The sequence below is a fragment of the Nevskia sp. genome (genome assembly GCF_021732705.1).
GTDB lineage: Bacteria > Pseudomonadota > Gammaproteobacteria > Nevskiales > Nevskiaceae > Nevskia.
The window spans coordinates 136,810-150,139 of record NZ_JAKFUM010000010.1 but is presented as its reverse complement, the minus strand read 5'-3'; the positions used below and the strand labels follow the sequence as shown (position 1 = coordinate 150,139).

Below are 13,330 nucleotides of genomic sequence, written 5' to 3'. Positions count from 1 at the left end.
TTCCGAATTCTCCGGAAACGCAATGACGACAAGGGCTTGCGCCCGGTCCCGGATCAGCACGGAGGCGGCTTGGCGATGAATCGGACGCCCGATACCCCGACCCCCGGCGGCAGCCCGGCCGCCGCCGGCAGTCCGATCCTGTGGCGTTTCGGCGACGTCCAGTTCGATGACGCGAGCCTGACCCTGACCGTCGCCGGTCAGCTCGTCGCGCTCGAAAGCCGGCCGCTGGAACTGCTGCGGCTGCTGCTGGCCCATGCCGGCGAAGTGGTGACCAAGGATGAGATCCTGAGCGCGGTCTGGCCCGGCCGGATCGTCACCGAAGCCAGCCTGACCAAGTGCGTGGCGCGGCTGCGGCAGGCGATCGGCGACAGCGAGCAGACGCTGATCCGCACCGTGCACGGCTACGGCTACCGGCTGGCGGCGGACGTCAGCACGCTGGCCACCGGCCGGACGGAGCCTGCCGCCACCCGCTTCGACTTCACCGCCGGCGATGCCATTCCGGCGCGGCCGCACTGGCAGTTCCGCGCGCCGCTGGCCGGCGGCGGGCACGGCGAGGTCTGGCTCGGCGAGCACACCAAGACCCACGAGCGCCGGGTGTTCAAGTTCGCCGCCGACGGTGCCCAGGCCACGGCGCTGAAGCGCGAGATCACCCTGTTCCGCCTGCTGAACGACACGCTCGGCCCGCGCGACGACATCGCCCGCATCCTCGACTGGCGGCTGGACGACACGCCGAATTTCATCGAGCTCGAATACAGCCCGGACGGCAGCCTGCAGCAGTGGGCCGACGCAGCCGGCGGCCTGTCGACGATCGCCCCCGGCACCCGGCTGCGGATCGTCGAGGACCTTGCCGACGCGCTGGCCGCGATCCATGCCGTTGGCGTGCTGCACAAGGACCTGAAGCCCGGCAACGTGCTGATCCATCAGGATTCCGACGGCCGGCCGCGGATTCGCCTGACCGATTTCGGCAGCGGCCGCGTGCTCGATGCCGGCAAGCTCGACGCCCTCGGCATCACCCGGATGGGCTTCACCCGCACCGTCGTCATCGATGGCGCCACCAGCGGCACGCCGCTGTACCTGGCGCCGGAACTGCTGGCCGGCCAGCCGCCGACGGTCAAGGCCGATGTCTACGCCCTCGGCGTGATGCTGTACCAGATCGTCGTCGGCGATTTCCGCCGGCCGCTGGCGCCGGGCTGGGAAGCGGACGTGGCCGACGAACTGCTGCGCGAGGACATCGCCGCGGCGGCGTCCGGGGACCCGGCGAAGCGGCTCGGCGATGCCGCCCAGCTTACACTGCGCCTGCGCAGCCTCGACCTGCGCCGGCTCGAACGCGCCCGCGAGCGGCAGGCGCAGGCCCATGCCCAGCAGCTCGAACAGTCGCTGGCCCGCGCCCGGGCGCGGCGCGGCTTGCTGCGCGCGCTCGCGGCGACGCTGCTGATCGGCTTTGCGGTCAGCACCGGCCTGTTCTTCCGGGCGCAGGCGGAAAGCCGTCGGGCCGAGGCGCAGGCGCAGGCCGCGCAGGCGGTCACGGCGTTCCTGACGCAGAACCTGCTGTCGGCGGCCAATCCGGTGATCAGCGCCGATCCGAACATCCGGCTACGGGACCTGATCGGCCCGGCGGCGGCGGAACTGGCGCGCGCCTTCCCCGGCGATTCGCTGGCCGGGGCTGCGATCGCTGACGCCATCGGTCAGGCCTACAACGGCTTCGACGACGCCACGCGCGCGATTCCGCTGCTGGAATCGGCCGTCGCCCAGCGCGAACGCCTGCTCGGCCCCGCCGCCGCCGAGACCCAGGCGACACGCCTGCGGCTGCTGAACGCCTACGAGAACGCCAACGAGCTGGCGCGCGAACGCACGCTGGCGCAGGCGGTGCTCGATGCCGGCCGTGCCGCCGGCACGCTCGATGCCGCCACCGAACTGGCGGCGCGGCAGGCGCTGATCGCCGTCGACTGCGGCATCCGCGGCGGTCACGACGCCTGCCTGTTGCCGGAGCTGGCGATCGTGCCGGAAATGCGGACGCGGCTCGGCGACGATCACGCGCTGACGGTCGAGACCGAGGACAGCCTCGCGTTCTATCTGGCCGATGCCCAGCGCTTCGACGAAGCGCTGCCGCTGGCCCGCGCGGTGCTCGCGAAGTCGGTGAAGCTGCATGGCGAGCACAATCTGATGACGGTCTCGCGCCATCGCAGCCTCGGCACCGTGCTCAATCTCGCCGGCCGCAGCGACGAGGCCATCGCCGAGCATCGCGCCGCGCGCGACGCCGCACTCGCCATCGGCGGCGGCCGCGAAACGCAGTACAGCGCCACCGCCGCCAACGGCCTCGCGAATGCCTACTTCCAGAGCGGGCGGAACGCCGAGGCGCTGCCGCTGTTCCGCATCTATCTCGACTACCAGCGCCACAACGGCGCCGAATCCGACACCCCGAAGCTGACGCGGGCGCTGAACAATGTCGCGATCACCCTGCTGCGCCTGAACCGTGCCACCGAAGGCCTGCCACTGGCGCGCGAGGCGCGCGACATCGACCTGCGCACGATCGGCGCCGCCCATCCGGACACGCTGATGCACACGATGAACCTGGCGCTGGTCGCCGACGGGGCCGGCGTCGGCGCCGAGGCCGAGGCGCTGGCCCGCGATGCGCTGGCCGGTGCCCGCGCGCAATACCGCCATGGCGAATGGGATCTCGGCTGGTTCCTGCTCAAGACCGGCGGCGTGCTCGCCGCCCGCGGCCACAAGGCCGAAGCCCGTCAACTGCTGAGCGAAAGCCTCGACAACTTCACCGCCGCGCTCGGCCCGGACGACGACAACACCCGCAAGGCGCGGGACGCGATGGCGGGCTTGTAGGCCGACGGCATTCCGATTGGTTCGGCACTGCGCCGAACCGCCATCAAAGGCTGGCGATCACCAGCCGCGCCGCGCGGCCGCTCACCACGCTGCGGCCGTTGACGACGGCGGCGCATTCGAGAAATGCGAGCCAGACATCCGGGCAGCGGCGCTTGAATCCGTCCGCGTCTTCGATGACGACGACGACCGACGATGCGGCGTCCGCAACGGTTGCGGACTGCTCGTGCCGGGCCTCGACAACATCGGTCATGCAATCGATCCAGGCGTCGAAATTGCCGCCGTAATAATCAGGAAAGCTGAACGCCGCTGCGAAGGCACGATGAAACGACGCTCTGTCCTGAATCGACGCGCCATCAATCCGAACGAGGGTCATGGCGGCAAGGCGCTGGCGCCGGTGCAGGCAACCGCGCGGCCTACGGCGCCGCGCCGCCCTTCAAGCCATCCCGCTGCAGGCGCAGGGCCTGATATTCCGCTTCCAGCGCACGGACCTCGGCCAAGGTGCGGGCGTAGTCGACCTTGCGTTCGGCGAGATAGATCAGATGCGAGCCGGCGGCCTTGTCGTGCTGGCTGATGTCGGCCTTGTCGACGGCCGCTTCGGCGTCGCTGATCTCGGCCGGCACGCGGGCGGCGAGGGCGGGATCGCTGCGCAGCGTCAGCAGCGCGGCGCGGACGCGGGCGACGGCGGCGGTGGACGGTTCGACGCCGGGCAGCGGCGGCTCCGCCGGTGGCGTCAGGCTCGGCAGCTTGAGGCCAAGGCCGCCGATGCTGCCGCAGCCGCCGAGCATCAGCAGCGTGGCGAGCATCGTGATCCGTGCCGACCGGACCCCGCATTGAACGAACTCGGCGCCGGTCACGGCGTGGCTCCGGCGGCAGGCGTGGCAGCGGGCGGCGTGCCCTGCAGCTGGCTGATCTCGCGTTTCAGCGCCTGGTTCAGCGCGTACAGCCGGGCGCGCTCGGAACGCGCGATGCCGACGTCGGCGTCGGCCTTGGCCCGGGCGGCATACCAGCGGGCTGCCGCCTCGGTGTCCTTGCTGCCGTTGTTGCTGCGGGCCAGGGCCAGATTTTCCTTCGCGGCGCGCCACGACGCGGCGTCGTAGTCGGCAATGCGGGCGCGTTCGGCGCGGGCGACGGCGGCTTCGGCTTCGTCCAGCGAGTTGCCGGGCTTCACCGTCTTGCCGCCGCAGGCGGACAGCAGCGCCACGGCCAGCACAGCCGCGGTCAGCGCTCGTCGCGCCGGCAAATCCATGCGATCAGTCGTCATCGGTCGTTATCTTCGTGATTCGGGAGGTCTTGCACGGGCAAACGCAGCGGTCGGGCGGCGGCGGGATTCATCCGTTTCCGGGTCCGGGCCGTAGACTGGGCATCCACGCGCTCTCGCGCTCCCGTCTCCTTCGTCCATGTCACCAGCCCTTGCCGCCGTTTCCGGCCTTGCCATCGTGGCGCTCGTATTGACCCTAGTCTGGGCGATCCAGCTGAAAACCCGCAACGCCGGGATGGTCGACCCGGTGTGGTCGTGGAGTCTCGGCTTCCTGGCCGTCTGGTACGCAATTTTCGGGTCAGCCCCGGTCGAGACGCGGATCGCGCTCGGCGTGCTTGGCGGGCTGTGGGGCTTCCGGCTCGGCACGCATCTGTACATCCGCAACGCCGGCAAGCCGGAAGACGCGCGCTACGCGAAATTCCGGGCCGAATGGGGCGCGAAAGCCAACTTCAACATGTTCTGGTTCTTCCAGTTCCAGGCCGTGATCGCGTGGCTGCTGTCGGTCGGCTTCCTGACGGTGGCGTATCGCCCGGGGAACGCCGGTGTGCCAGCCGTGGTGCTGGCCGTTGCGATCTGGCTCGTCGCCGTCATCGGCGAAGGCATCGCCGATGCCCAGATGGAACGCTTCCGCGGCAATCCGGCGATGAAGGGCAAGGTCTGCAACACGGGGCTGTGGCGCTATTCCCGGCACCCGAACTATTTCTTCGAGTCGCTGCACTGGATCGCCTACGTGCCGCTGGCGATCGGCAGCGTCTGGTGGCCGGTCACCGTGCTGCCGGCGGCGATCATGGCCTGGCTGCTGCTGAAGATGTCCGGCGTGCCGATCCTCGAAGCCCATCTGGTGAAATCGCGCCCGGGCTATGCCGAGTACATGCGCACCACCAGCGTCTTCATTCCGTGGTGGCCGAAGCAGTCCTGAAGCTTCCCCGACGCCTCCCTGAAACAACTCGACGCGGCTCGGCCGCGCGCTTTCGACAACCCCAACGACCCCCTGCACGATGAATGTGATTGACCTTTGCGAGCGCGGCCTGATTCCGGACGTGCTGTCGCGCTACGGCATGCGCAAGCTGATGGAGCGCCGCCTGATCGACGAGGCGAACCTCGACGGCGAAGTGCGCAGCCGGCGCTTCAATGCCTTCCTCGACGAGCTGCGCGCCAGCCCGATCGCGGTCGAGACCGGTGCCGCGAACGAGCAGCACTACGAGGTGCCGGCGGCGTTCTTCCACGCCCACCTCGGCCCGCGGCTCAAGTATTCGTGCTGCCTGTATCCGACCGGCAACGAGACGCTCGGCGAAGCCAGCGACGCGATGCTGAACCTGTACGCCGAGCGTGCCGGTCTGGTCGACGGCATGCGCATCCTTGATCTCGGCTGCGGCTGGGGCTCGTTGAGCCTGTGGCTGGCGGAAAAGTACCCGAATTCGCGGATCGTGGGCCTGTCGAACTCGCACGGGCAGCGCGAGTACATCGAAGGCCGGGCGAAGGAGCGCGGCTTCGGCAACCTCACGATCGTCACCGGCAACATCGTCACCCACGAGTTTCCGGCCGTGGCGCAGACCTCCGGTGCCACCATCGAGCCGGGCTTCGATCGCGTGATGTCGATCGAGATGTTCGAGCACATGAAGAACTACGGACTGCTGCTGGAAAAGATCAGCCGCTGGATGAAGCCGGACGCGAAGCTCTTCATCCACATCTTCGTGCACAAGGTCCTCGCCTATCACTTCGAGGTGAAGGGCGAAGACGACTGGATGTCGAAGTACTTCTTCACCGGCGGCACCATGCCGAGCGAGAACCTGCTGCTGAATTTCCAGGATCACGTGAAGCTGGAACGGCAGTGGTGGGTCGACGGCAAGCACTACGAGAAGACCTCGAACCACTGGCTCGCGAACATGGACGCGAACAAGGACGAGATCCTGAAGATCTTCGAAGCCGGATACGGCAAGCAGGACGCGCCGATCTGGGTGCAGCGCTGGCGCATGTTCTACATGGCCGTGGCCGAGCTGTTCGGCTACGCCAACGGCAACGAATGGGGTGTGGCGCACTACCTGTTCACGAAACGCGGATGACGGCACCGCGCCGCGTGCGACGCGTGGCAGTGCCGGCGCTGGTGCTTGCAGCCTGCGCCGGCATCACCGCCTGCGTGACGAGCACCGCCTGGCGGGGCGCGCCGAGCGATCACTTCGACGGCGCGCATTTCCTGACACCGGCCCCGTTCGACATCGGCCCGCTGGACCTGCTGCGCTACTGGCGCGAATCGACCCCCGGCGCGTGGACGCGCGACCTCAGCATTCCGCCGGGCCCGAAGCCGCAGGCGAGCACGGCCGCCGGCGAACTGCGCGTGACCTTCGTCAACCACGCCACGGTGCTGATCCAGGCCGATGGCGTGAACCTGCTGACCGACCCGATCTGGTCGGATCGCGCCAGTCCGTTGTCGTTTGCCGGCCCTGAGCGCTACCGTCCGCCGGCGATCGATTTCGACGACCTGCCGCGGATCGACGCCGTCCTGGTCAGTCACAACCATTACGACCATTTCGACCTGCCGACCCTGCGCCGGCTCGAAGCCGCGCACCATCCGGCCTTCCTCGTGCCGCCGGGCGATGGCCAGCGGCTGCGCGAGGAAGGCTTCGCCACCGTCGTCGAACTCGACTGGTGGCAGTCGTACCGGCTGCCGAACGGCTGCGCGATCCACGCCGCGCCGGCCCAGCACTGGTCCAGCCGCGCGTGGCCGGGCGATCGCAATCGCAGCTTCTGGCTGGCGTATGTCGTCGAAACCGTCGGCGGCCCGGTCTACTTCGCCGGCGATACCGGCTACGGCCCGCATTTCCGCCACGCGTTCGAACACTACGGGCCGATGCGGCTGGCGCTGCTGCCGATCGGCGCCTATTTGCCGCGCTGGCTCACCGAGTACCAGCACGTCGACCCGGCGCAGGCGGTGCAGGCGCATGCCGATCTCGAAGCCGCGCGCAGTCTCGGCATCCATTACGGCACCTTCGATCTCGCCGATGACGGCCAGACCCAGCCGGTGACCGACCTCGCCGCGGCCGTCGCCGCGAAGGCGTTGCCGCCGACGAGTTTCACCGCAGCGGAATTCGGCGTCGCCGATGCGGTCCATCCGATGACCCCCTCGAAACCCTGCCTGCCATGAAGACGCTTGCCGCCGCCCTGCTGCTGACGCCGATCGCCGCGCTCGCCGCGCCGGCCGATCATCATTTCCGGGGCTATGCCTACGATCTGAAGACCAACGCCTACCTCTACACCGAGGTCCATCGCCAGACGCTGGATGGCCTGAACTGGATCGACGGCACCATCGACTACTTCGATCCGAAAGGCGCGAAGATCGCGTCGAAAACGCTGGACTACCGCGCCGATCCGCTGATTCCGGTGTTCAAGCTCGACATCCCGAGCGAGGGCTATGTCGAAGCGATCACCGAGGTGAAGCCGGATCGCTACACGATGTCGAAGACCTTCGAAGGCAAGACCCGGACCGAGGTCATCAAGCGCACGCCGGGCATGGCGGCGGATTCCGGCTTTCACAGCGCCATCGTCCAGAACTTCGACCAACTGCAGGCCGGCAAGGAACTCAAGTTCCGATTCGGCGTGGCCGGGCAGCTCGATACCTACAACTTCCGCTGCAAGAAGGTCGGCGACACGACGTTCGACGGCAAGCCGGCGATCAAGCTGCTGGTCGAGCCGGATTCGCTGCTGCGCTTTCTCGCCGGGCCGCTGAATCTCGTCTACGACGTGAAGACTCGTTACCTTTTGGAATATCGAGGGGTCTCGAACATGCACGATCCGGCGACGGGCAAGGCCTACAATGTCCGCATCGTCTACACGGACACGCCCCCGAAAGATGCGCCTGCCAACCTTCCTCCGCTGTCGTGACCGGCTGCTGAGCGCCGTCCTCGCCGCTGGCCTGCTCGGCCTGCCCGCCGCCCTCCACGCCGATGACCTGACCGCGCCGATCGACGAGGCGCTGAAGGCGGCGGCCGAGCGCAAGGCGCCGGTGCTGATCGATTTCTACGCCCCGTGGTGCTACTCCTGCTACTTCATGGCGAAGAACGTCAAGAACGGGCCGGAGTGGGACACGCTCGAAAAGAAGGCGGTCGTCGTCGAGCTCGATGCCGACTCGCCGGCCGGCGCCTACTGGATGCAGCAGTGGACTGTGAAGGGCCTGCCGAGCTACGTCGTGCTGGGTGCCGATGGCAAGGAGATCGGCCGCATCTCGCTGGAACGCACCCGGGCGCAGTTCTATCCGGAGATCGACGCGATCCTCGCCCGCGCCAGCGGCTTCGATGCCCTGAAGGCCGTGGTCACCGATGGCAGCGCCAAGTCGATCGGCGCCGCCCGTGGCGTGCTGCAGGCCTTCGGTGCCCGGCGTGATGCCGATGGCGGGCTGGCCTGGGCCAAGGCGCAGTCGCCCGCAGTGTCCGACGCCATCGCCAAGGACCCGACGGCGTCGCTGTGGCTGTCGCGACTCGAACTGATCCGCGCGAACAACGCCAAGGATGCCGAAGCCTGTGCGGCGGTCGCGCCGAAAGTGCTGTCCGGCCCCGGCAGTGACACCCTGGGCTGCGACCGCGCCTATGAACTCGACCGCGCGCTGAGCTGCACCGCCAGCCTGCCGGCCGAACGCCGCAAGACCGTGTTCGCCAGCCAGCAGGCGCCGATGGAAGCGCTGATCGCCAAGCGCGTGCTGATCAAGACGCCGAGCTGCGCCGATGCCCGCAGCGTCGTCTCGACCACGTTCGATCTGGCCACCGCGCTCGGCGACACGAAGGCCGCGACGTCGGCCCTCGACCGCGTTATCGCCGACGCCGAAAAGCGTCTCGGCGGTCCGGGCAAGCTGGACCTGAAGCGCGACCGCAACCTCGCCGACAACCTGCGCGTCTATCTGGCGCTGGCCAAGCGCTATGACCAGCTCGACGCGCTGTTCCCGAAGCTGATCGCCGCGTGGCCGGACGACTACGTCTACGCCTACCGCTTCGGCCGCAGCCTGTACGAGCGCGGCCAGTACGAAGCCGCGTTGCCGTGGCTGGAGCAGTCGGCACCCAAGGCCTACGGCGTCAATCGCCTGACCGTCGCCGAATACCGTGCGATGGTGCTGCTGAAGCTGAACCGCGCCGGCGATGCCAGGCAGGTGGTAGCCGAGGCGCTGAAGGCCAACGGCCCGTTCTTCCCGGAGCAGGTCGCGAAGCTGAAGGCGCTGGTCGCATAGGCGGCGCCACGCGCGGCACGAGGCCGGCATCGAAGCCGGCCACCGTCAGTTCGCCGTAAAATCGCGCCACGTCGCGAGCGGGGCTGGACGGGCCGACGAGTCCGCCACCCGGCCGCGCACCGCTCACGCCTGACCTGCACCCACCATGAATCCTGAAACCATCGCCCGCCTGCTGATCCGTTGCGACGACAAGCCGGGCATCGTCGCGGCCGCGACGACCTTCCTGTACCACCACGGCGCGAACATCACCGAGCTCGATCAGCATTCGACCAGCCCGGCCGATGGCCAGCTGTTCATGCGGCTGGAATTCCAGACGCCGGCGCTCGATCTGCCGCGAGCCGGTCTGGAACGCGCGTTCGCCGATACCGTCGCCGCGCAGCACCGGATGAACTGGCGGATGAGCTATGCCGCCGACAAGCCGCGCATGGCAATCCTCGTCTCGGCGCACGACCATGCGGCGATGGAACTGCTGTGGCGCTGGCAGCGCGGTGAGCTGCGCGTCGACATTCCGTGCGTGATCTCGAACCACGAGGCGCTGCGCAAGGCGGTCGAAGGCTTCGGCGTGCCGTTCCATCACGTGCCGTTCGAGACCGCCACGCGCGCCGATGCGGAAGACCAGATGCAGAAGATCCTGGTCGAGGCCAAGGCCGATTTCATCGTGCTGGCGCGCTACATGCGCATCCTGTCCGGCGATTTCGCGGCGTTGTGGCCGTCGCGGATCATCAACATCCACCACTCGTTCCTGCCGGCGTTCGTCGGGGCCGATCCGTACCGCCAGGCCTACGAGCGCGGCGTCAAGATCATCGGCGCCACGGCGCACTACGTCACCGCCGATCTCGATCAGGGCCCGATCATCGAGCAGGACGTGGCCCGCGTGTCGCACAGCGAAGGGGTGGACGAACTGCGCCGCCTCGGCCGCGATCTCGAGCGTCAGGTGCTGGCGCGTGCGGTGCGCTGGCATGTCGAGGACCGGATCATCGTCGACGGCAACAAGACCGTCGTCTTCAACTGAAGGCCCCGGCGATGGCCAGCGTCGCGGCAAAGGCGGTGGGGCAGGCGAAGGACCTGCTGACCAAGCTGATCTACGGCAATGCCACCGTGTTCCGGCGGACGATGAACCTGTATCCGCCGTTCCTCGGTGCCGGCATCCGCATCGCCCGCGTCTCGAAGGATTTCCGCGAGATCGACGTCGAACTGCGCCGGACCCGCGGCAACGGCAACGCCTTCGGGACGCACTTCGGCGGCAGCCTGTACGCGATGGTCGACCCGTTCTACGTGCTGATGTTCGTCGCCATCCTGGGACCCGGCCATCTGGTCTGGGACAAGGCCGCGAAGATCGAATTCCTGCGCCCGGGCAAGGGCACGGTCACCGCGAAGTTCCGGCTGACCGATGCCGACATCGACGCCGCGCGGGCGGCGATCGCGGACGGATCGAAGTACCTGCCGGTGTTCACGGTCGAAGTGCGCGACGCCGCGGGCGAGCTGGTCGCGCGGATCGAGAAGGAGCTGTACCTGCGGCGCCAGCCGGCGCGCAAGGGCAAGCCGGCAGCCGCCTGAGCGCTCAGCGGAACACGCGCAGGCCGATGCTTTCGCCGAGCTTGCGATAGCTTTCCCACTGCGCTTCGTCGAAGAACTGGTCGGTGGTCGACTGGTACGGAAACGACGGGTTGTCCGCGCGATAGCGGATCAGGTCCGGCGGGTCGTCGGCTGACAGCACCGGGCGGATGTACAGCAGCCGGGACACCCGATCCGTGCCCGGATACCGCACCACGCCGCGAACGGCGCAGGCTTCGCCGAGACCATCGGCACCGGGCTTCAAGGCGTCGTAGTCACCGAATGGCGCGCTGGCGCCGCGTTCGAATTCGATCTCCGCACCGTAGTCCTGCCGGGCCTTGCGGACCAGTTCGCCGAGATTGCCGGTCGGTGCCGACGGATCGCCTTCGGCATCGATGACGATGATCTCGTCGAGCCGCCGGCGGATCAGTTCCAGCGCGCCGGTGTTTTCCGAATGGCCGCCATCGCTCAGGTACCAGCGCTGCCGGTGCGGACCCCAGAAGCGGCCGGTCATCTCGGCGTACAGATAGGCCTGCATCGGCCGCTTGCCGCGCAGCGGCCGCGCCGGCTCGCCGCCGGCCGCACCGGGCCGGCCGACCGTGCCCGCGCCCCACCAGTAGCCGAGCCGCAGGTTGGCAAGCCCGGTCAGCAGGCTCAATGCCGTGCCGCCGTAGGAGCCGAGGCCGGTGGCCACGGCGGCGCCGGAAATCGCGGTCCAGCTGCCGAGGCTCAAGGCCTCGGCCTTGAACGGCGCGTGCCCGAACATGACGAAGCTGCGCGGCGTCTGGCCTTCCTCCAGATGCGCGGGCCGCAGCGCCCAATGACCGCAGTCGGCGAGGCGACGGTCCGGCAGCGCGTCGAGCGCGTGGTGCAGCACGCCGCTCGACAGGCCGCAGGGTCCGATCACCAGCGGCAGGCCCTTGCGGTCGCGCAGCATCGTGGCGGCGAACTCGCTGACCGTCTCGTTCAGCGTGACGTTGATCAGGTGCAGCGGCCCGCCGTGCGCAATGACCTGGCCGTGATAGTCCTCGAAGGCGATGTCGTCGCCCTCGATCGGTTCGGCGACATTGGCCTCGTCGCCGCGGCTGCTGGACCGCGCCGATGGATGGCGCTGCGGATTCGACGCGCCGACGAAGGTCCGGATCAGGCGCTCGGCGTAGAACGCGTGCTGCGACGAGCGATTCAGGAACAGCGAGGCGAACGCCAGCACGGCCTGCTGGGCCAGCAGCCACGCGAGAACGCCCCACGACGCGTTCCGGTTCGGCACCAGCGCGATCGCCAGATGATCGAGCGCGACCAGCAGCAGCCCCCACAGCAGAAGCGCGACCGGCCACAGCGTCAGCCGCAGCGGCAGTCGCGACGAGCGCCAGACGCCCTCCAGCGCCTTGCTGACGGGCGGCACGGTCAGCAGTTTGCGCAGGCCGACCACGGCCGAGCTGGCGATGACGGCATTCACCACTCCCGCCGTCAGCCCGATCTGCCCGAGACTTCGTGCAATGGTGTCGATGACGCACCAGGCCAGCAGCAGGACGGTGGCCGCGAGTCCGCCACTGAGCACGCTGGTCTGCTGGGCCCGCCATTCCCGATGCAAGGTCGAGGGCGGACCGACCAGCCCGACGAACCAGTAGGCAATGCCGCCGAGCACCGCCACCGCCGCCGGTATCGGCAGCAGGACGGCCGCATCGCTGATCTGAAGCTTCGCGGTGCCGATGCAGATCGGCCCCGAGAGCGCATCGCTGAGAAACCACGGATGCAGCGACGGCAACGCGTCCGCCGCAATCTCGATCAGCAGGCGCAGTCCGAGCATGGCGGTCAACAGCGTCACGCCGACGACGAACAGCAGGCCCAGCCAGTTGCGCAGCAGCAGTGCGAAGATGCGGAAGCCGTCGGTACCGCCACGCGGTGCCAGGAAGCGGCCGTTGACCCGCAGCCAGTTCAGCGGATGGATCGCCGGCGGTCGGCCGTCGGACGCGGGGCTTCCCGGGGACGTCGGCACATGGCTGTCGCCGCCGCGGTTCAGAAAGCGGCTCACGGCATCGTGGCGGTGGCCACGCGCGAACATCGCGCCGAGGAACGATCCGAAGTAGCTGCCGCCGGACACGGTCGACAGATAGTCGACGTGCCGGAGCTTGTCGCGCGCCGCCAGCGCCTGGAACACGCCGAGCGCGAAGATCGCGCTGCGGATGCCGCCCCCGGACACGGCGACGCCGGTGGTCGGGGTGTCGGCGTTCGGCGCCGGCAGGTCTGCCGCCTGGCGACGCTGGCTCAGCGCCTCGAATTCAGCCTTCGCCAGTCCTGCCGGATAGCTCGGCCGGTCTTCGGGCGCGCTGCGCTGGGCGTCGATCATGGCCGCTCCGCATCGGTTCAGGCGAATCGTCCGGTGCCGTCGACGGCGATGGCCGGAACGTCGGCCGGCGGTCGCGCCAGCCACGCCTGAAGGCTAAGCGCGTCGAGGCCGGCAACGCCAG

General features: G+C 68.8%; 12 protein-coding genes. 8 read left to right on the top strand and 4 right to left on the bottom strand.

Annotated elements, in window-relative coordinates:
- Nucleotides 1-75 precede the first annotated feature (75 nt).
- Nucleotides 76-2,838, top strand: a complete 2,763-nt coding sequence (locus tag QZ951_RS12045) for a winged helix-turn-helix domain-containing protein (RefSeq protein WP_293000908.1) — start codon at nt 76-78, stop codon at nt 2,836-2,838.
- A 43-nt stretch (nt 2,839-2,881) separates the two neighbouring features.
- Here QZ951_RS12045 and QZ951_RS12040 read toward each other — a convergent pair whose 3' ends face one another.
- The 3 genes from QZ951_RS12040 to QZ951_RS12030 are packed head-to-tail and all read right to left on the bottom strand — an operon-like array spanning nt 2,882 to nt 4,099.
- Nucleotides 2,882-3,211, bottom strand: a complete 330-nt coding sequence (locus QZ951_RS12040) for a barstar family protein (protein ID WP_293000907.1) — start codon at nt 3,209-3,211, stop codon at nt 2,882-2,884.
- A gap of 40 nt (nt 3,212-3,251) precedes the next feature.
- Complete coding sequence (locus QZ951_RS12035) at nt 3,252-3,641, bottom strand: hypothetical protein (protein ID WP_293000906.1); 390 nt, start codon at nt 3,639-3,641, stop codon at nt 3,252-3,254.
- 47 nt (nt 3,642-3,688) lie between these two features.
- Nucleotides 3,689-4,099, bottom strand: coding sequence for a DUF4398 domain-containing protein (locus tag QZ951_RS12030; protein ID WP_293000905.1), 411 nt, complete (start codon nt 4,097-4,099; stop codon nt 3,689-3,691).
- Between the two features lie 136 nt (nt 4,100-4,235).
- On the opposite strand from QZ951_RS12030, the gene QZ951_RS12025 reads away from it, so the two are divergent.
- From QZ951_RS12025 to QZ951_RS11995, 7 genes are all read left to right on the top strand, one after another.
- Entirely contained in the window at nt 4,236-5,015 is a 780-nt protein-coding gene (locus tag QZ951_RS12025) for a DUF1295 domain-containing protein (RefSeq protein WP_293000904.1), read from the top strand.
- A gap of 79 nt (nt 5,016-5,094) precedes the next feature.
- Complete coding sequence (locus QZ951_RS12020; RefSeq protein WP_293000903.1) at nt 5,095-6,159, top strand: cyclopropane-fatty-acyl-phospholipid synthase family protein; 1,065 nt, start codon at nt 5,095-5,097, stop codon at nt 6,157-6,159.
- Complete coding sequence (locus tag QZ951_RS12015) at nt 6,156-7,238, top strand: MBL fold metallo-hydrolase (protein ID WP_293000902.1); 1,083 nt, start codon at nt 6,156-6,158, stop codon at nt 7,236-7,238. The genes QZ951_RS12020 and QZ951_RS12015 overlap by 4 nt, the downstream gene beginning before the upstream one ends.
- Nucleotides 7,235-7,975: a hypothetical protein gene (locus tag QZ951_RS12010; protein WP_293000901.1), complete on the top strand. Its 741-nt coding sequence runs from the start codon at nt 7,235-7,237 to the stop codon at nt 7,973-7,975. Before QZ951_RS12015 ends, QZ951_RS12010 begins: the two co-directional genes overlap by 4 nt.
- A complete protein-coding gene (locus QZ951_RS12005) occupies nt 7,944-9,308 on the top strand; it encodes a thioredoxin family protein (RefSeq protein WP_293000900.1) in 1,365 nt (454 codons plus the stop codon). Before QZ951_RS12010 ends, QZ951_RS12005 begins: the two co-directional genes overlap by 32 nt.
- Before the next feature lie 145 nt (nt 9,309-9,453).
- Entirely contained in the window at nt 9,454-10,320 is an 867-nt protein-coding gene (gene purU, locus QZ951_RS12000; protein WP_293000899.1) for a formyltetrahydrofolate deformylase, read from the top strand.
- Nucleotides 10,321-10,331: 11 nt separating this feature from the next.
- Nucleotides 10,332-10,865: a DUF4442 domain-containing protein gene (locus QZ951_RS11995; RefSeq protein ID WP_293000898.1), complete on the top strand. Its 534-nt coding sequence runs from the start codon at nt 10,332-10,334 to the stop codon at nt 10,863-10,865.
- Nucleotides 10,866-10,869: 4 nt separating this feature from the next.
- Here QZ951_RS11995 and QZ951_RS11990 read toward each other — a convergent pair whose 3' ends face one another.
- On the bottom strand, nt 10,870-13,209 hold the full coding sequence (locus QZ951_RS11990) for a patatin-like phospholipase family protein (protein WP_293000897.1): 2,340 nt from the start codon (nt 13,207-13,209) through the stop codon (nt 10,870-10,872).
- Nucleotides 13,210-13,330 lie beyond the last annotated feature (121 nt).